Annotated in this window: 16 protein-coding genes and 1 riboswitch; of the genes, 5 read left to right on the top strand and 11 right to left on the bottom strand. The window is 24.8% G+C overall.

What is annotated here, in order from left to right:
- Positions 1–16 precede the first annotated feature (16 nt).
- The 7 genes from JXZ92_RS00735 to JXZ92_RS00765 all read right to left on the bottom strand — a co-directional run bounded on the left by JXZ92_RS00735 (position 17) and on the right by JXZ92_RS00765 (position 10,819).
- Complete coding sequence (locus JXZ92_RS00735; protein ID WP_205851877.1) at positions 17–2,311, bottom strand: hypothetical protein; 2,295 nt, start codon at positions 2,309–2,311, stop codon at positions 17–19.
- 267 nt (positions 2,312–2,578) lie between these two features.
- Positions 2,579–2,989: a hypothetical protein gene (locus JXZ92_RS00740; RefSeq protein ID WP_205851878.1), complete on the bottom strand. Its 411-nt coding sequence runs from the start codon at positions 2,987–2,989 to the stop codon at positions 2,579–2,581.
- A gap of 310 nt (positions 2,990–3,299) precedes the next feature.
- Positions 3,300–3,466, bottom strand: a riboswitch (Lysine riboswitch).
- Between the two features lie 322 nt (positions 3,467–3,788).
- A complete protein-coding gene (gene nrdE, locus JXZ92_RS00745) occupies positions 3,789–5,945 on the bottom strand; it encodes a class 1b ribonucleoside-diphosphate reductase subunit alpha (protein ID WP_205851879.1) in 2,157 nt (718 codons plus the stop codon).
- The gene (gene nrdI, locus JXZ92_RS00750) at positions 5,938–6,393 is read right to left on the bottom strand and encodes a class Ib ribonucleoside-diphosphate reductase assembly flavoprotein NrdI (protein ID WP_205851880.1); all 456 of its coding nucleotides are present in this window, start codon (positions 6,391–6,393) and stop codon (positions 5,938–5,940) included. Before nrdI ends, nrdE begins: the two co-directional genes overlap by 8 nt.
- Position 6,394: 1 nt before the next feature.
- The gene (nrdF, locus tag JXZ92_RS00755; protein WP_205851881.1) at positions 6,395–7,447 is read right to left on the bottom strand and encodes a class 1b ribonucleoside-diphosphate reductase subunit beta; all 1,053 of its coding nucleotides are present in this window, start codon (positions 7,445–7,447) and stop codon (positions 6,395–6,397) included.
- A gap of 428 nt (positions 7,448–7,875) precedes the next feature.
- Complete coding sequence (locus tag JXZ92_RS00760; RefSeq protein ID WP_205851882.1) at positions 7,876–8,766, bottom strand: GIY-YIG nuclease family protein; 891 nt, start codon at positions 8,764–8,766, stop codon at positions 7,876–7,878.
- A 163-nt stretch (positions 8,767–8,929) separates the two neighbouring features.
- On the bottom strand, positions 8,930–10,819 hold the full coding sequence (locus JXZ92_RS00765; RefSeq protein ID WP_205851883.1) for a ribonuclease J: 1,890 nt from the start codon (positions 10,817–10,819) through the stop codon (positions 8,930–8,932).
- 115 nt (positions 10,820–10,934) lie between these two features.
- Between JXZ92_RS00765 and rsmD the strand changes: the two genes are divergently transcribed.
- A complete protein-coding gene (gene rsmD, locus JXZ92_RS00770; protein ID WP_374967672.1) occupies positions 10,935–11,498 on the top strand; it encodes a 16S rRNA (guanine(966)-N(2))-methyltransferase RsmD in 564 nt (187 codons plus the stop codon).
- A complete protein-coding gene (gene rlmD / locus JXZ92_RS00775; RefSeq protein ID WP_205851884.1) occupies positions 11,491–12,801 on the top strand; it encodes a 23S rRNA (uracil(1939)-C(5))-methyltransferase RlmD in 1,311 nt (436 codons plus the stop codon). The genes rsmD and rlmD overlap by 8 nt, the downstream gene beginning before the upstream one ends.
- A gap of 21 nt (positions 12,802–12,822) precedes the next feature.
- Here the strand turns inward: rlmD and JXZ92_RS00780 are convergent, their stop codons facing one another.
- Together JXZ92_RS00780 and JXZ92_RS00785 are read right to left on the bottom strand one after the other, a co-directional pair.
- Positions 12,823–13,023, bottom strand: a complete 201-nt coding sequence (locus tag JXZ92_RS00780; RefSeq protein ID WP_205851885.1) for a hypothetical protein — start codon at positions 13,021–13,023, stop codon at positions 12,823–12,825.
- A 3-nt stretch (positions 13,024–13,026) separates the two neighbouring features.
- Positions 13,027–13,881: a DegV family protein gene (locus JXZ92_RS00785; protein WP_205851886.1), complete on the bottom strand. Its 855-nt coding sequence runs from the start codon at positions 13,879–13,881 to the stop codon at positions 13,027–13,029.
- Positions 13,882–14,024: 143 nt separating this feature from the next.
- Here JXZ92_RS00785 and JXZ92_RS00790 point away from each other — a divergent pair, with 143 nt between their 5' ends.
- From JXZ92_RS00790 to JXZ92_RS00800, 3 genes are read left to right on the top strand one after another with little or no spacing between them, the layout of a single operon-like run.
- Complete coding sequence (locus JXZ92_RS00790) at positions 14,025–14,390, top strand: PTS sugar transporter subunit IIABC (protein WP_205851887.1); 366 nt, start codon at positions 14,025–14,027, stop codon at positions 14,388–14,390.
- Positions 14,380–18,438, top strand: coding sequence for an AAA domain-containing protein (locus JXZ92_RS00795; protein WP_205851888.1), 4,059 nt, complete (start codon positions 14,380–14,382; stop codon positions 18,436–18,438). The genes JXZ92_RS00790 and JXZ92_RS00795 overlap by 11 nt, the downstream gene beginning before the upstream one ends.
- A complete protein-coding gene (locus JXZ92_RS00800) occupies positions 18,419–18,787 on the top strand; it encodes a helix-turn-helix transcriptional regulator (RefSeq protein WP_205851889.1) in 369 nt (122 codons plus the stop codon). Before JXZ92_RS00795 ends, JXZ92_RS00800 begins: the two co-directional genes overlap by 20 nt.
- A 45-nt stretch (positions 18,788–18,832) precedes the next feature.
- On the opposite strand, the gene JXZ92_RS00805 is transcribed toward JXZ92_RS00800, so the two are convergent.
- Positions 18,833–20,101 carry a hypothetical protein gene (locus JXZ92_RS00805; RefSeq protein ID WP_205851890.1) on the bottom strand — a complete coding sequence of 423 codons (1,269 nt, stop codon included), beginning with the start codon at positions 20,099–20,101 and terminating at the stop codon, positions 18,833–18,835.
- The gene (locus JXZ92_RS00810; protein WP_205851891.1) at positions 20,088–20,465 is read right to left on the bottom strand and encodes an RNA-binding protein; all 378 of its coding nucleotides are present in this window, start codon (positions 20,463–20,465) and stop codon (positions 20,088–20,090) included. The genes JXZ92_RS00805 and JXZ92_RS00810 overlap by 14 nt, the downstream gene beginning before the upstream one ends.
- Between the last annotated feature and the right edge of the window lie 14 nt (positions 20,466–20,479).

The following is a 20,479-nucleotide window of genomic DNA, read 5'->3' on the forward strand; positions in this document are numbered from 1 at the left end:
TTTCCTTTCGTAAATATTATTTAATATATTTTTCATGTATTTCTGTCATTATTTCGCCAACAGCAGCGGTTTTTGCGTAGTAACTTAATAAATCACTTAATAAGAAATTTTGTTCTGGATCATCTTCTATATATGTTAATAAGTCTGAACCAAATCTAATAAATGAGTTCGACAAGAAAACGTCCATTTCTGAAAGTTTATTTAAAAATGTATAGTATTGCATTCTTTTTTCTACCAATCTTGTTTTTAATTCTTCTGAACTTTCGTTGTTTTTAAACAGAAAATCATATAAACTTTTGGCGTATTCAGATTCTATTTCATTAAATTTATCATATATAACCTTTGGAGTTATTTCTGTAACTGATTCAAAAAATTCGTTATTAACATTTTGAGAGTTTTCTTTCGAATCTCCTTCTTTTACTTCAATGTCAAAACTATTTAATGTACCATCAACATTCATTATAGAATTATAATTTTGTTTATTTGAAACACTTGTTAATTCTTTGTTTAAGAAATTAGCTAAATCACGATCATGGTATGTTTCAGTACCTTGAGGATCAACATGTAATTGTATTTTTTCATATTCCGATTTATTATTATTTTTTCAATAACGTAATAGAACTATAATTTCTTGCGAAGCTAATATTTTTGAAAGAGGTAATGATTTTTCTCTTTTGCTTTCGTATCTTTTTATATCATTGTCATAACTTTCTAAGGTTTCTTCTAATATTTTTGAAATAGGTGGAACACCATCTGAAGTAGAACCAATATGATTTATTTCGCTTATTGCAAATTTTATTATTTCATCTAATTCGTTTGTTATGTTATTAGATTTGTTTAATTTATCAATAGAAGCATCAATTTTTGTATTAAATGAATTTAAAATATTTTTTAAAGGTGTGCGAACCTTTCCTAATTCACTTTCACTAAATTCGGATCAAGCTTTCCCGCTACTAAAAATTTCTTCAAGTTCACTTAAATATATGTTAGACAATTCTTTTTTATTATTTAATAATTTTATAACTTCCGCTTTATCTAATGATGCATTTTTTAAAACTTTAATATCATTTAATATTTTAATAATATTAACGAAAATCTTAGTTTGAGAATCATAATCATCACCTTCTAATTCATAATATTCTGTTTGTAATCATTCATTAAACTCTTGAATAAGACTTTTACTTGTATTACTTTCTTCGCTATCACTTGTTTTTCCGATAAACATTTTCATAAAATTATTTGACTCTAATACGATTTTATTCATATTATCTTTTAATTCTTGATCATCATCATCTTCTTTATTATTAGCCAAATCTTTTGACGTTTCAAGTGTGTTTTTTAATTGGTTTAATAAATTAATAACTTTATTGGTTTTATCGCCATACATATGACCTCATTCTCCAATAATATTATTATTTTCATCTATATTTGGGTTTAACTTTTCTACAAATTCGTCTATGATAGGAATCATTTTTTTGTATGCATTAAGAATTGATTCTTTTGCTGTTTCATTATCAGAATCAAAATTTAATAAGAATGCTTCTAATAATTCTTTTTGTTTTTTAAAACTTTCTTGATCTCTTTCTTTGTTTTTAGTTGATTCTCTTATTAATTTATCATACTTAGCTGAATTATCTAATTTTAATAATTCTAACAATTTTGGATCTTCAAGATTATCACCTGTTAATGTGTAAAATTTTATAATTTTTTTCGAAATCTCTATTTCTTTTTTTACTATTTGATATTTTGTATATCTTAAAAATGATTTTTGGAATGTAGAAGTGTCCATGCCTTTTATATTTTTGATTGATTGAGAATATTTATCATAAAAATTTTTGTATAAATATTTTGATTCATTATCACTTTTTTGAGATAAAGGTTTAAATTCGTCCTCGAATATTTTTGCAAAACTATTATTGTTGTTGTTATCAAACTCTTGGTTAACTTCAGCATCATAATCTTGCTTCTCTTTTGTATTATCTACTAAGTATCCATCTAATAATACCGCTTTTGCGTCATTAACAAATTTATTTAAATCTTCTCAAACATTAAATTCGCTAAAGTAAGTTAAATTATTACGTAACAAAGGAACATTTATTCTATCGATTATTGATTTAACTGAGTTATATAATTCATCATATCTAACTGAATTGATATATGTTTTAACATTAGAATCGATTCAATGTTTATAAGTACTTTGCAACTCAAGCACTTGGTTTGGTTTCTGAAATAAATTTAGGATCAAATATTTGTTTATAAACAGGAATAACAAAACTCTAAATTCACTATCATTAATTTTTAATGAAAGCAATAAACTACGCATATTTGGTGATGAAAAATCAATAAATTTGTTTGCTACACCATCGTCACCATCTTGTCCAAGATTATATCAAAATGAAATTTGATGTTGAAGTAATGATGATTCATCAATTGCTTGTTGATATTTCTCTACATAAGATTAAAGTCTATCTAATAAATCTTGTTTGTTTTCATAAGTACTTTGCAGTTTCGAATTAACAATACTAATGATTTTATTTAAATCCTTAATTCTTCATTGAAATAGCAGATCTATTTCTTCTTATTTAGGTGTATATACAGTTATAGGATTAATCGTGTTATCTATGTATTCATAAATTAATTTACTTCTACTTATAAGGTGGAACACTATACTTTCTCAAGTCCATAAATTAGCAAAATCTTCTTCAGTTGTAGCAACATCTACGTTTGTACTAATTATACTTGCTACTATTTGATCTAATAGACTTTTTTCTTTACTATAAGTTTCAGATTTTTGTTCTTTAAGTGCAGTGGTAAAATCAGAAACTGCAAAATTGCTAATTTGATTATATAAATTTCTTACTGATAAACTGTTTCTCTCGATAGCAGTTCCGCTCATAACTTGAATTTTTCTAGTTAATTCGTCTATTTTTTCAAATAATTCTATTAACTCGTTGTTTTTAAAATCTTTTTCTGTCGCTGATTCACTCAATTCATTTTTTAATCCTGTGATTTCATCATCTTTTGCTATTGAATTATTTTCATTTTGTTCTCTATACTTTTTATATTCTAATTGTAACTTTTTATAATGACCACTATTTTTTTGTATTTGAGTTAGTATTAGAACAAGAAGCTAAAGATACTAATCCAGCTGATGTTAGTGTTAAACTTATTGTTTTTAATTAAAATTTTCTTTTCATTTTTATCTCCTTTTATAAACAAATAAAAAAAGCTTTATATGCTATATAACATACAAAGACTTTTTAAATATTATAATATATTGAATAATATCAAAAGAAATGTATATCTATAGCGCCAATGATTAAACCAAAGAGTAGAAATCTTTTATGCTTTTCTACCAGCAAAAGTAATTGTCATTACTTAAGCTTCGGCTATTGAATCCTTTCATTAATTTCTTCGTTTACCAACTCAATTAATTACTAATATTAACAGCACCTCTATAGACACAATAGATTTCAATAAAATCATTAAAATCCATTATGTATAGTTCAACAATACAAAGTGAATTTTATGACTAAATTAAATAGATTTAATCCGGGTAAATCTATTTCTAATAATCATAAACATATTAGAGTAATGTTGATTTGCTTTTTTCATATTTTTATTATATATTAAAAAACTAAAAAATAAAATAAAAATTGTTTTTTAATTTAAAAAGTATATAATACTGCTTTTTTAAGTGTTTAAAGTCATTTATAAACGCAATATAATATATAAATTCTCCTCATTTAATAATTAAAAAATCAGACTAAAATCTGATTTTTTAATTATTATATTTTGCAAGCTTGACATTCTAAATTTTCGCTTCCTTCAAGAACATCTTGACGAACACGAACATAATAAATAGAACTACATTTTTTAGTAAATGCTCTTATATAAGCTTTATTCAAATCACGTGTAGTAGCTTGATCTGTCATAAATAATGTCAACGAAATGGCCTGGTCAACATGTTGCTGAGCAACGGCAACAAGATCAATAATTGGATTTGGACCTAATTCATAAGCACCATCTAAATAGTATTTTAAATTTTCATTACTTACTTGATAAGCAGGTACATAAACACGGCCAACTTTACCTTCTTTACGAACTTCAACAGGAGAAACTACAGGTTGTAAACTTGGTGTACATGAAGATAAATAAGAAATACTTCCTGTTGGGGCAATTGCCATCAGATGCGAATTTGCTAAGCCGTATTTTCTAATTTTTAAATCTAATTCAACTCAATCTTGCTGTGTTGGGATTTGAACATGATATTTATCGAAAATATCAATAATTTTTTGTGTTTTAGGAGTAAACTTATCAGGTTCACATTTTGTATATTTTGATAAATATTCACCATTTGCAAATTCTGAAATATCAAATGATTTAAATTTACCAACTTCTCTAGCAATTTTGTTTGAAGTTTTGAATGCATGATATGCCACTGTATAAAAGAAAATATTAGTAAAATCTAAAGCTTCTTCACTACTATAATAAATTTCATTTGTTGCTAAAAATCCGTGCATATTCATCGCTCCAAGACCTAAAGCGTGATTATTACTATTTCCGTTATTAACTGAAGGAGCAGAACTTAAATCAGCAATTCTTGATACTTTATCAAGAGCACGAATTGAACGTTCAACTACAGAACCAAATTCACTTCCTGAATCCATAATTTTAGCTATATTTAAACTACCTAAATTACATGAAATATCTTCACCTATTTTTTTAACAGATAAATCAGTATCAAATTCTGTTTCTGTTGAAACCTGAGCAATTTCTGAACATAGGTTTGACATAACAATTCTTCCACGATTTTTATGTGGATTGTTTTGATTGACAGTATCATCGAAAAGTATGTATGGATATCCTGACTCAAAATGTAATTCAGCTATAGTTTGAAATAACTTACGAGCACTAATATAAGTTTTTTTAATTTTTGGGTTTTTAACTAAATTATCATATTCTTTAGTGATTGAAATATCACTCATTGGCACACCGTAAACATCTTTGATATCTTTTGGAGAAAATAACGCCATTTGTTGGTTTTGTTTAGCTAATTCAAAAGTAATATCAGGAACAATTAGACCTAAAGAAAGCGACTTAATTCTTATTTTTTCATCTGCATTTTCACGTTTAGTGTCTAAAAATGACATAACTTCAGGGTGGTGAACATTTAAATAAACGGCACCAGCACCTGGCCTTTGACCAAGTTGATTTGCATAACTAAAACTATCTTCTAGAATTTTCATTACTGGGATAATACCAGATGATTGATTTTCTAATTTCTTAATAGGAGCACCAAATTCTCGTAAGTTAGTTAAACATAGTGCAACACCTCCAGCACGTTTAGATAATTGTAATGAAGTTGAAATCCCACGGGCTATTGATTCCATATTATCTTCAACACGTAATAAATAACATGAAACAAACTCTCCACGTTGTTTCTTACCAGCATTTAAAAATGTTGGTGTAGCAGGTTGAAAATACCCTAAAATCATATCCTTTAATATTTTTTTGGCTAATTCTTTATTACCTCCGCCAAGTAATAATGAATTCATTACAACTCTATGCGTATAAGTTTCAAGATACTCTTTTTCATCAAAGCTTTTCAAACAATATGTTGAAAAGAATTTAAACGCACCCATAAATCCGGGGAATTTATGTTTAAAACTTAAACCATATTCTGTTAATTCGATAACATATTCATAACCATATTTACTTACTAATTCTTCTTCGTAGTAGTCGTTTTTTACTAAAAATTGTAATCTTTCTAACTCTGAATCAAAATGTTTTAATCTAGGTAAAACATGTGAAATCATATATTGCTTAGCTGCTTCTTTATCTGCTTCAAAATCATATTTCCCATTCATTTGAAGACCAGCTAAAGCATTTAATGCAATATATTTATCATCTTCTTTATTTAATTTGTTATAGGTTTTATTCATTTATACCTCAAAAATTTTTTAAGATCTTTTGTAGTCTCTCTACATCTGAAGGGGTACCTCTAAGTTCATATTGATATAAAAGAGGAACTTTTAATTTTGATGTTAACACACTTCCTGCTAAGGCAAATGTGTTATTAAAATTTGTATTACCAGATGCAACAACACCTCTACAATGAGATCTATTCTTTTCGTTATTTAAAAACTTAATGACTTGTTTTGGCACAGCACCACTTGTAAATTCTCCGCCGCCAGAATATGTTGGACAAAATAAAACATAATCAAAATTAAGTTCAATACTTTCTTCTATTTCATAAGGAATAGCTGTACTATTAAAACCTAATTTTTTAACAAATGTTTCTGTATTTTTTGTATTTGTACTAAAGTAAACGCAATGAATATTACCGGTAGGTTTCACAACGTTATCTAATTTAATTGTATCTAATTTCATATTAAAAATCTCAATCCTCGTCTTCTGTTTCTTCGCTTACACCCATAACATAACTACTTCCATTTCCTGAGAAGAAATCATGATTTTCATCTGCACGAGCAGATAACTGCGCAAATACTTCTGGTTTAATTTTTGTTTCTTCATCTGTAAACGGTGAATCATAACCTAAATTTTGTAAAAATTTACCTGCATTATATAAACTAAATTTTATTGCATCCTCAGCTAAATTTTCACCATCACTTAGATGGAAACCATCATAAAGTTCGTATAAGAACTTTTTCTCTAAATCGATAAGTTCATACATTAATTTAAAAACAAACTCTTTCATTTCTGCTTGTTTTTCAACCGATTCTTTTTCGATCTTACGTTGATATTTATAACCGCTATAGTAATTATGAATTACTTTATCACGTAAAATTAAACGAATAATGTCACTTGTGTTTGGTAATTTTGAACGTGCAGATAAATAAAACGGCAAGTAAAATCCACCATACAATAAAAATCCCGGCATAAGCGCTGATGCCACTTTAGATTTAAGTGGATCATCTCCTACATAATATGGTATAAGAGCCTTAGCTCTCGCCTGTAAAGCGTCATTTGCCACAACTCATTCATGAGCTTCTTCAATTTGTTCACTTGAACATAGTGTACTAAAAATTGTTCCATAACTTCTAGCATGTACACCAACCATAAATGCAAAGTTAGCATAAATTACTTGTTCGTGATCTGTTGTAGAATGCGGAATTTGCGCTGTGTCAGAAACTGTTGCTTGAACAGTATCTAACAATGTTAAACCTGTAAAAGTTCTTGTCACTAATTGTTGTCATTTTTCATCTAAAGTATTTCATGATTTTAAATCATTTGATACAGGAATTTTTTCTGGTAGTCAAAAGTTTTGTGTAACTCTATTTCATACTTCTAAATCTTTGTCATCATTTATTCAATTTCAGTTAACACTTCTTAATCTACCTTTGAAACCATTTTGATAATATTCAATTGGCGAAACTGAATCATAATAATATTGATTTTTTATCTTTATTTTTTTATTTTCCATTTTTTGTTGCTCCTCAATTTTAATTTAGTTATTAGCCCGTAAACCGCTACTACGGGTTAATATATAATACAATATTTCAAGGCTGTTTTTTAGAAAAAAATTAAAATAAAAAATAGTTAAAAATTTTTGTTTTTTATCCTTAAATTTTGGTATGATTTTAGATTAACTTATTTTGTTAAACTAAAGTAAAATAATTATTTTATGCCTATACCGTAGGCATTTTAATAATATAGCTTATTATTTTCATAAATTTTCCGTATGCATAATGAGATATATTTTTGTACCACATTTACCACTTTTATTTTTATATTTTAAATGTAGATTTAGTGTTTAATTAAACTATATGAATATAGGTTAAAATTAGTAAAAAATATCAAACAATTTTACCTTATGCTTGATATTTTAAATTTTAAAATTTTAAACTATTTTTAATTGTTATTATACCCGTTCTTTACTGTTGAAAAAACTTTTTTTCAATAATTTTCACGTTTTAGTATTTTATCATCATCATATGATAAACTGAAATATTCTACTATAGAAAAATAGAAGTTTTCTTCAAAATATTTTTCACCTTCTTCTTTATAGAGTGCAATTAATTTTTTATTACCACCGTGTTTAGAATCAAGATAATTACCTCATCTTTGGGCTACACCTTCTACTCCGGTCGCTGAACCAATATATAATTTTCCGGTTTCTTTATCTGTAAGACAATATACGCCTTTAACATTCTCTAGCGCTTCTTTGTATGTTGGTAATATATCTCCATTAAAAATAGCTTTTAATTTTTTGTAGCTTAAATGTACATTATCATAACCTTCAAATTTTTCACCGCTATATATAGTTGGCAACAACTCTTTAATTGTTGGATTTTGCTCAAGAAATGTATCTATAAAAATTAAACGGTTTTGGCTTTTCTTTTTATAATTAACTATTAACCTACCAAAATATGGTTTATATTTTTCCGAAATTTCTATTTTTGCTTGATTCTCTTCGAGGTTTATTTCATTAAAAATTTTACTTTCAGGTCAACCTTTAACCACGCCGGCAGACACAAATAATCATTCATCTTCTTTTGGTAGATGAAGAAATGCGAATACTAATAGTCCTAACTCATTAAAATTATGATTTCCTTTAGGTTGAAAAGCACGAAATAAATGTTCAAATTTCCCATTTTCTTTTTCTCACTCACTTTTTGTTAACCATTCATCAATAAATAGAGAACCATTTTTTCCTATACTTTTAGAGGTTTCTACTTTTATATTCTTTTTTTTAATATCTAAATCGCTTATATTGAAAAAATCTTTAAAACTTATTTTCATTTTTGCTCCATTTTAATACTATATTTTAATATTTGAATTATATCATTTTTTTATTGCTATAAATTCTTGGTCATGGGCCTAAAATTAATTCTAAATTTTAAAACGTTGATAATAGTCAAAAAGTATAAAAAATAGCAAAGTATCATTTGCTATTTAATTATAATTAAACTTCATCGTCTTCGTCAATTAAATCATCTTCAACATCGACATTTCCAAATATTTCGTTCTTAATTTCTAATAACATTTCTTTTTGTTTATTAGAAATTCTCTTATTATTTTTAACTGGTTTTTGCTCTTCTTGCGGTTGAGTGTTTCTATTATTTGTAAACTTAATTTTTTTAGTAATTAAATCTGAATCAGGTTGTTCATCAGTGAAAATAATTGTAGGTATAATAATCGGATTTCTTCTTTTTTCTTTGTAGAATAAAGAACTTAAACGATCGATAATTATTTTTTCTAAGTCTTCTTTAGTTCAATCTTTTACATTCTTAATTTGGTGTAAAACGGCACCATTACTTACCCTTTTAGCTTCCTCAACTAAGTTCTTAGAAGTTTTAACAAAGAAACTACCACGAGTTATTATTTGAGGTCTAGAAATAATATTATTATTTTCTTTATCAATATAGAAAATAATATTTACAAAACCGGATTTTTTTAATATCTCGCGTTCTTTTAATGTCTCTGAACTAGTGGTTAAAACTGTATGACCATCAATATAAACCGGACCGTAATTTACCTTTTTATTTGTTTTGTAAATTTCTTGATCTAACATTTCGTAAACAACACCTTTATCAAAAATAATTACATTAGAATCTTTAACACCATTTTCTTTAGCAGTATTACCATGAGTAACACTCATACGATACTCACCATGATATGGTAAAAAGTATTTAGGTTTAGTTAATTGGAATATTTTATCATGTTCTCATTTGTAAGCATGACCTGAAGTATGTAAGTAACCATCTACTCCGTTTTCTTTTATAATTGCGCCTAATTTGTATAATCTATTAATTAATAATTCAACAACCATCCTGTTTCCTGGAATTGGGCTAGATGAAAAAATAATTGTATCATTTTTTGTTATTTTAATACTTGCATGTTTACCGTAGCTCATTCTAGATAAAGCTGCAAGTTGTTCCCCTTGAGAACCCGTTGTTAAAATAACCAAATCTTGGTCTTTCACTGTTGCTAATTGTCTTTTTTCAATTAAAACATCATCACCAACATTAATGTAGCCTAATTTTCTACCGATTTTAACACCTTGAATCATTGAACGACCAAATGTTATAACTTTTTTACCTAATTTTTCAGCAAGTTCAATAATTACCTTTACTCTAGTTAAGTTAGACGCAAAAGTTGTAATGATTAATTTTCTTTTTGCATTAACCATGATGTTTTCAATATCGTTCAGAATATCGCTTTCGGAAGGTGAGTGATTTGGTCTCATGGCATTTGTCGAATCGGAAAGTAGCGCTGTAAGTCCTTCCTTACCAATTTGATCTAGACGAGCAAAATCTGTATAGTTACCTATTGGTGTATAATCAAACCTAAAATCACCGGTGCACATTACACTACCATTTGGTGTAGTTATTCTAACTCCAAAAGCATCTGGAATAGAGTGTTGCGCTGTTCAAAAATCTACTTTACAATTATTTTCAAACTTATATACAGCACTTTTTTCTATTTCTATAAATTCTATTTTTTTATTAATACGTTGCTCTTCGAATTTAAGTTTTAAATATTGAATTGCAATTCTTGGCGCAAATATTTTGTTTAAATTTGTTTGTTTAACTAAATAAATTACTCCACCAATATGATCTTCGTGACCGTGTGTTATAAACAAACCTTCAATTACTTTATTTTCTTGGTTTAGGTATTCATAGTTAGGTATGATACCTTTAACACCAGTGTTAAAAGTGTCAGCAAACTTTATACCAGCATCAATTACAAAAATATGATCTTCATGATCAATAACTAAAGTTGATTTTCCAATTTCCTGAAAACCACCTAAAGCTATCAATTTTGTAGGTGTTTTTTCTTTTTTTGATAGCATGAAATCTCCTAAATTATTAAATTTGAAAAAATGAATAATACTTTAATTTTAAGTACTAATACTATTATATAATAAAATAAAATATACTAAAATAAGTATATATATTATAATACTTATAAAGGAGTTTTATATGTTAAGAATAATAAGTGGAATCTATAAAAATAGACTAATACAAGAGCCGGACTTAAAAATAACTAGACCCACAACAAATAAAGTTAGAGAGGCTATTTTTTCATCTATACAATTCAAAATTATTGATAAAAATATACTTGATTTATTTTCAGGTTCGGGGGCTTTATCTATTGAAGCCGTAAGTAGAGGTGCATCAAAAGCAATCGCAATTGAGAAAAATAGAGAAGTTTATAAAACATTAACTTCTAATATTAACTCATTAAAAATTAAGAATATAAGAACTTTAAATATTGATGCAAATGATTTTTTAAATAAAAACAGCGACTCTTTTGATTTTATTTTTTTAGATGCTCCGTACAATGAATATCAACTTGTAAATAGTGTTTTAGAAAAAATCGGTGAAAAGTCTTTATTAAACTCGAATGGTGAAATAATACTAGAAACAAATAAAATAAACGAAATAATTATTCCGGATAAATTTAGAATTTTTAAACAAAAAAGATACGGAAGGATAGATATTTTATATATTTGTTATGAAAATGAATAACTTTTTTAAGGATGATATTTTAAAAATTGAATGTAACGAAATAACATACGAAGGATATGGAGCTGCTAGATTTGAAAAATATAGTATTTTTGTCCCGAACTTTTTACCAGGAGAAATTGCTAAAATTAAATTAAATCAAGTTTATTCAAAATATGCATTCGGAGAAGTTGTTGAATTTATAAAAAAATCAGGTTTTAGATTGAAAGACAAACAATATCTTCAATATAATAATGCTTCATTAGTAAATTTAGAATATAAAAAACAAATTGAATTTAAAAGCGAATATTTTCATAAATTAATTAAATGAAATTTAGGTATTGAAGATAAACTAATATATGATTTTATAAATTCTCCAGTTACTAAAAATTATAGAAATAAAGCAAGATTCCCTTTTTTGATAACTTCAGATAACATTGACATAGGTCAGTATCAAAGAAGAAGTAATAAAATCATAAAATTAGATCAAGATTTAATTTTAGTTGATAAAAAATTAGAATTAAAAATTAAACAAATAATTACACTAATTAAAAAATATTATTCAAACAACGAGAATAAATCATTTTTCAAAGAACTAACGGTTAGAATTGGAGAAAATAATAAGTTACAAATAATAATTGAAATTACTAATTTTTTTAATTTAGATAGCAACTTAATTGAAGAACTAAAAAATACAAATAATATTAATCAATTATTTTTAAAACTGGAAAACAAATACATAAAATTAATCAATATTAGTCCTTTAAATATGAGAATTAATGATAAACAATTTCTTGTAAATCCAACTAATTTTTTTCAAGTAAATAGTTTTGTTTCATCTTTAATGTTTAATAAAATAAAAGAAATTAATTTAAATTCAAATAAAAAAATACTAATAGACCTATTTTGCGGTGTTGGAGTAATTTCTCAACTTATTGCAACTAATAATCAACGAATAATAGGTGTAGATATAGATAGAAACTCTATAGATTTGGCGAACCAAAATAAAGAAATTAATAAAGTTAATGGTACATATTATTCTGGAGATGCTTTTAAAATAATTGAATCTAAGGCTAAAAAAATAAATCTTGAAGATTCATTAGTAGTGGTCGACCCTCCAAGAAGTGGATTAAACGAATCTATAATACAGTGATTTGAAATTAAAAAAATTAAAGAAATAATTTATATGTCTTGCGATCCTAAAAGTCTAATTAGAGACTTAAAATTATTTCAAAAATTAAATTATAAAATTAATTATATACAAGGTTTTGATATGTTTCCAAATACAGAACATATCGAGTCAATTACTTATTTAAAAAAAGATTAGAAACATACAATCTAATCTTTTTTATTTTTGTGTTAAAAAAATCAAATATACAACAACGCCTATTAGAGCTAAAACAGCTATAAACGACAATAATGCAATTATATAAATAATTTTGTTTTTATTATATTTTTTTATTTCTTCAACGGGTAAATGGTTTTCGTTGATTACTTCTTCAATAACTTTAGTAAATTGCTTTTCAATTTTATTTTTACTTTTTTTCATAAATTACTTTAATTCAGGCATTATAGAAATACCAATAGCCTCATTACCAGTATGCGCTGCAATACTTAATGGTAAGTAGTTTTTTGTCGAAGGTTGTAATTGCTCTTGAGAACCAACAAAATCATTAGCTTCTTTATCTAAACCGTGGACAATATCTAAATAAAATTTAGTTTTAGGATCTAATTCTCTCATTTTGTCAATGAAACTATTTGTTAATCCATAAGCTTTATTAAGAGCGTTTTTAAAAGTTAATTTAATAGAATGAGGACTAATTGTGCCATCTTCCTTATATTCAAAAATGGGGAAAATTTTAACTTTACTTAAAATAAACTTTTTAATCGAACTTAACCTACCGCTTTTTATAAGATTTTCTAGGGCTTTTGGAACAAAATATGTTTTTGAAGTTTCGTTAATTTCATTAACCTTTTCAAATAAATCATTTATTTGAAAATCTCTTTGTTCATAAAGTCATTTTATATGCTCGGCAACTCTAACTAACTGAGTATTAAATAAATGAGTTTCCATTATAAAAACATTTTTTAATTTTTGTGCAATATTTCTAGCATGTTGAATGGTGCTTGACATATGTGATGAAATACCTAAATAAACAACTTCATCAAATTCTTTAGAAAACTTTTCGAAAACTTCTGTCATAAAACCTAAACTAGGTGATGATGTTTTTATAACAAGTTCTTTATTGTCATATTCTTTAAGTATTTTTTCACTATTTTCTCCTGTATCATAGTATATTTTATTATTAAATTGAATTTCCAAAGGTAAAAAACCATACCCCTTTTCATTTGCCTCGGTAATTGACATACAAGAAAATGAATCTAAAATAATTCCTAATTTTTTCATATGATAAGTATAGCAAATAATAAAAAAATTAATATTAAAAAAGTACTTTGTTATTTTTAATAAAAAAATTACAAAAAGCCTTAAAAAAACACTAATATTAATTTATATTAATATATTTAATATATTAAAGTATAATTAAAAGCATGATTAAAAACAAAATTAAATTAATTTTTTATACCGTAATATCTTTCGGTTTAATATGAATTAAATGAAAAAAACAAGCTAAAAAACCTGCTAACACTTTTTTTCAACTAGATTACTTACCGTTCAAACTCGATGATGTTATAAAAAGTTTGGGTGGTAAAAAAAATATTATAGATTTAGATTTAAAACCTTCAAGAGTAAATTTGCATATAAAAAATTCTAAAATTGTAAATACTGAAGAATTGAAAAACACAAAAGGAATAACAGGTGTATTTTTAAAAAGCAACTCTATTTCATTAATACTCGGAGAATTTTCAAAAATTTTCTACGAAATTGTTCTAAAGGAGGTTCGTGATGCAAAATAAATATCAAGTCATATTAGATAATATGTTAGATGTATTACAAAACGATGCATCCATTTTTACTAGTGTTGACAATAAAAAATATTTTGATATTTTTAAAATATTAAAAAACGATGATTTTAACAAATTGATCAAAAACAAAGATTTTGAAATCAGTTTAATTAATGATAAAATCAATAATTTAATAACAAAAATTTCTTACGCAAATAGCATTGAAGAAATTAATCATATATTGGTAAACCAAAATAAAACAAATTTTGCTTTTAACGAAATCGGAAAAGATGTTGAACTTAAAGTCGCTCAGCAAAAAATTATTAATGAATTAAGTAAAAGGTATCAAAAATCATTAAGAAGTTGAAACGAACTTAAATTAAAGGTAAATGAAATACTTGATGAAAGTAATGTTTGATCTTTACATATTGGTTTCTTATTTGTTAGATTGAGAAAAGATGAAAAGGCAATTTATGCACCTTTATTTCTTAAAGAAGTAGAGATAATTAATAGAAACAACAAACCTTTCTTAAGAAGTAAAGGCGGAATTAAAATTAATGAAAAATTAATTTTTTGATTAAATGCTCAAGGATTCCAAATTAAACTAGATGAAAATTTCGAAGAATTTACAATTTACGACTTAAGAAATAAAATAAAATATGATTGACAAGATTTATACCAACTTCCTATCCATGATTTTGACAAATTCACAAATATTGATCCAGAAAAAATAACAAATGAAAATATTATATTTTACACAGGTACTGTTTTAGGTATTTTTATGCCTTCTGGTGGATATTCTAGAAATAGAATGAAAGAAATTATTGAAAATAATGAAATTGATTCTATTATAAATGTTGACTTTAATAAAAATAGATATAAAAATACTATAAACAATCGTTTCTACACCAATAATTACAGCCTTAGAAACATAACTAAAACAAACAATTCTCAAGATACTGCTATTTTTTCATCACTATTGCAAAATACAGTTATATGAGGTCCTCCTGGTACTGGAAAATCCGAAACAATAATTAATCTTATTTCAAATATATTATTCAATGAATTAACAGCAATTGTTGCTTCACAAAAAAAAGCAGCATTAGATGTTATTAAGGAAAGATTGGGTGTACTAAGTAGTTTTTGTTTATTTTTAAGCGATTCTAAAATATTAAAAAAAGAAGAATTTTATAAACCCATTAGAGAATATATTGATTATTTAGAAAATTATAATTCTAAAATTGAATTAGGCGATAAGCCAAATTTTAATGAAGCTGAAACACAATTCGTTCTTCAAGCTTCTGAATTGTTTAAAAATTCTCAAATACACTATATTTTAAAAGCTTATTATTATCTTTATAGAAAAAAAGTTAAAGTTAATTTAGATACCGATATCGAATATATAATGAATCTACCAAAGGATATTTATTATCCTTCAGAAGAATTTAACTCAGAGAATAATGTTAAAAAATTAATCTTAGAAAACAAACTTAAATATATGTTTTTCTTAAAAAAATATTGAAATGTAAAAAATATTGCTAAAGATATAAATTTAAAACTACCAGATTTTAACGGTAATTTACAAGATTTGACAAAATTCTTTAACGCAATTAATTATGATGGATTAATTTTTAATAATAATAGTCCATTTAAGCAACTTAACAACTTAATTCAATTAAGTAAGAACCTAAGAGCTAAACAAACATTTTACAAAAAAGAAGATATAAAAAAACATGTTGCCGGCGTAATTTTTAATAAAGTAAATAATTTTAGCGAAGAAAAAATGAAGCGTTACAAAGAATTTGCGCAGTCCGTTAAAGTAGAAAATTACCAACCATATAAATTCGTAAAAGAGTACATAGACATAATAAAAGTATTATTCCCAATCATTGTGGCCACTCCCGATTCGGATTTATCCGGTTGATCAAAAGAAGAGTTTGATTATTCCATTTTAGATGAATCAAGCCAAATGTTTATTGAAAACGGACTACCCATTCTTTATTTATCAAAAACTAAAATTCTTGCTGGAGATATAAAACAAATGCGTCCAAGCAATTGATTTGGATCTAGAAATACCGATGATACTATTTTTGGTAAAGTAGAATCATTATTAGATTATGTAATTTCCTTAGGTGTTTACCAAACTATTTTAAATAAAAATTACAGATCGAATTATGCTTCCTTAATGTCTTTCTCTTCAAAATATTTTTACGAATCTAATCTTGATGTAGTTGATTCTAACCTCGAAAATATCGAAGAACCTATAGAAGTATATGATGTAAATGGTATATGATCTGATAATAAAAATATTGCAGAAGCAAATAAGGTAATTGAAATATTAAAAGAAAATATTAACGATTTTAAAAAAATAATAATTTTAGGTTTTAACGCTAAACAAAGCGATTATATAACTAATTTAATTTTTGAAGATATGAATAATTATGAATTATTTGCTGAAAAACTAAATAATAAAGAATTATTAATAAGAAACGTAGAAAACATACAAGGTGATGAAGCTGATTTAATTATTGCTACAGTAGCATACGATCAAAACACAAAATTAAGTTCTACATATATTTGTCGTGAAAACGGTAAAAACGCATTAAACGTTGCTGTTTCAAGAGCAAAAACAAAAATGATAGTAGTAAAAACTATCAATTCAAGAGATATACAATTAACTCAAAATTCAACTTCAGACCTTATACTATTTAAAAATTGATTAGAGTTTTTAGAATCAGGTTCAAGTGGTAGACGTACTTTCTTAAAAAATATAGATAACTCACAAAAAGACACTCAACAAAACAATTCAAATTCTTATGAAGAATGATTTAAAAAATATGTAATAGATAGATTTGAACAAACTATCAAAAATGATCAAAATTATGAACTATTGAAAAATTATTCAGTAGGCTCAATAACTTTTGATTTTGTAATTCTTAAAAACAAGAGGGTTTTTAAAGGTTTTATTTTTGATACATTAAATTATGATAAAAGCATTAAAAGATATGCTTTAATAAGAGATAAATATTGATTCTTAAAAAGCAAAAAATATGACGTAACTATTATTAGCCCAATCTCTTGAATTGAACAACAAAAATTAATTAATATTTGATTTGAAACCGATGAAAATAATACAGAACAACAAACTCAAATATTAACAAACTCATATTTACTAAATAAAAATATTAATACATCAGATGAATCTATAGATAATAAAGAAATTAAGATAGACGAAAGAAATACTAAATTTATTTTTGATCAAAATAATGATAGTTCAAATTCAAAAGAAATTTTAAATAAAAAAGAATCTAATGTGGAAATTGAAAAACAAGAAGAAATTAAAATAAACAACAAAAATTCAAATACAATTTCTCAAACAAAATTTATAAATTTTGTTGAAGAAGAAAAAGATAAAAACATAAGCAACGATATATTGTTAAATGTTAAAAATCAATCACAAAAAGAATACACCCAAGAAATATTCGAAAATAATTATAATGATTTTATTACGCAAAAAACTAGAGAAATAAGCTTGAACAATAACAATGATAATGAAATAAAATTTGAACCTCCTCAAAATTTTGATAATTTAGAAAAAAACAAAACTTTAAATAATAATGAATTAAATTACATTGAAAATAAAATTAAATATTCCGATATTTATAAAATTCCGGAAGATGAGTGAAGTTTGGACGATGAAGAATCTAAAGATATAGAAGATTTGCAAAATAATAAAAATTACTTTTTCAACGAAGAACACTCATTCGAAAAAAAAGATGATGAAATAACTAAAAAAGAGTTAAATCTAGAACAAAAAATAAATTCTGCTATGTCTTTTATCGCGAACTCAAATGAAGAAGAAAATAAAAACTTCAATCATATTGATCAAATAGTTGAAAACATTAACAAAGACGACGAGTGAATTAATTTTGAAGGAATACCAGGAACGGAAGAAGACGAAGATCTTTTAGATAATAACGAAGAATTCGAAAACGAAATAAAAAATATTACAAAAAAACTTAAAATAGATTTAGGAGATTATGAACAAAAAGACAAATAATAATGATTTATCATCACTTTTAGGATTATTCTCCAAGGATATCAAAAGAAAAATTATTTTGCATTTATATTCATGTCATGAAAATGAATGTGATGTTCTAACGCTAGCTAATAAATTTAATTCTAAGCAAGCTAACATTTCTAAACATTTAATGAATTTAAGAACTATGGAAATAGTGTACGCAAAAAAAGAAGGACATAATTTATATTATCAATTAATGCCTGATTTTAAAGAAAAATACTCAGAGTTTTTACAAATGATGTACAAAATGGACGATTCAAACAATCTAGAATGTGAATGTATTTACGATGGACACGAAGAAGGAAATGAGCTATTAAAAAATAGTTAATTATAAAAAATCTAAATAAGAAAAAAATATCTTATTTAGATTTTTTTAAAAAGGATTTATATCATTTAGCACACAATAAAATATTTTACTTCAATAAAGTAAAGAAATTAACTCCCCTAAACTTTCTTCATCGTTTTTTTCAATTTCGACACATAGCGAAGTTACATCATCATTAAAAGAAGTTAAATAATTATCGAAAGACTTATAGCTAATTTCGTTAAATTGTTGCATAGTTAAATTACTAAAATTTGTTAATAAATCATTATAATCTGCATTAGAAGATAATTGAAAATCAAAATATTTCTGTTTTATTTTAAAGTAAACTACTAATTTATTAATGTTATTAGAGAGAATAGATTGCCCTAAAACAGAAATATCTCCAGGAAATTCAGCATAATCATTAAAAGTGTTTTTATTTAATGTTTTTTGATTAAAGTTATTAGCAAACAAGTTCATTAAATTTGTCAAAAAATCGTCATATGCAATAAACAAATTTAAACTACTTTTTCTAATTTTCATTTTTTGCTCTTGCTTACTAAATTTATTTAAATATAACGCTAATTTTAATGAATTATTGAAATATAAATTATTGGTCAAAATATATTTAGATGCATTTTTGTAACCATTGATTAATTTAATTATATTTACTCCCTGTGTTGCTAAAACAATTAAACAAATTTCAGTTAATATATTATAAGTTTTATTAATTTGCTCTGATACAATAAAAATATTTTGATTTGGTATATTGAAATTATCAATATATTTTAACCAGGTACTTTTTCCAACGAAATAAATTAATTTTTTTATTAAAAAATTACTGGCTTGACGACTAAATTTATCTAATAAATAATTAGAATAAAATAAATTATCCTTATCATCTTTTGAATTAAAACCATCTAAAAACATTATTGCAAGATTATTTCCTTTTGAAAAATTAAAATAATAATTAACTTTTTCTTTAAAAACCTCTTTAGAATCTGAGCTATTTAAAAATAATAATTTTACTTTTTTATCTATATTATAGTCATATAATCCAAAAATATAATTTAAAACACTTTTTAATGCTAATTCAGTGTTTTTACTCGACCAAACGATAAGGTACTCAACATTATTAGAATAAATTAAATTACAATATTCAATAATTTTATCAATTCCATTAATAGAATAATTTATAGCAATATCATCGAATTCTAGATTTTCTGATCCTTTAAAATTTAATGATTTAATTTGATTTAACAAGTCACGATAATCTTCATTTTCAATTTTATTATTAATAATTAAGTTATTATTGGCTATTATTTTAATTTTTGACATTTTCGATACCATTTTTTGTGTTTTTGTCCATTGTCTTCTTTGAAATATTAGCTAATGTGAATGATAATAAATTTTTAAATCCACCAGGAGTTTCCTTTAACTTATAAATAATACGATTATTTAATTCGTTAGTATGATTTCTCTTAAAACTTCCTTTTCCTTCATTTTTTTCACTATTAAACGACAAAACAACAAAATTAATCAAGTCATTTTGTCTTAAAATATTATTAATATTTCTATTAAAATCTGTAATTTCATTTTTGAAAATCACAAATTTTTCTAATTCTTTTGTCTGAATTATCGCATAGTCATTGAATACTTTTTGAACTTTTCCAATCTTTATTTTTGGGTACTTATTTTCCATATTTTAAATTATAA

The organism is Mycoplasma sp. CSL10137 (assembly GCF_017116845.1).
In the GTDB taxonomy this organism is placed as follows: Bacteria; Bacillota_I; Bacilli_A; order Mycoplasmatales; family Metamycoplasmataceae; genus Mycoplasmopsis.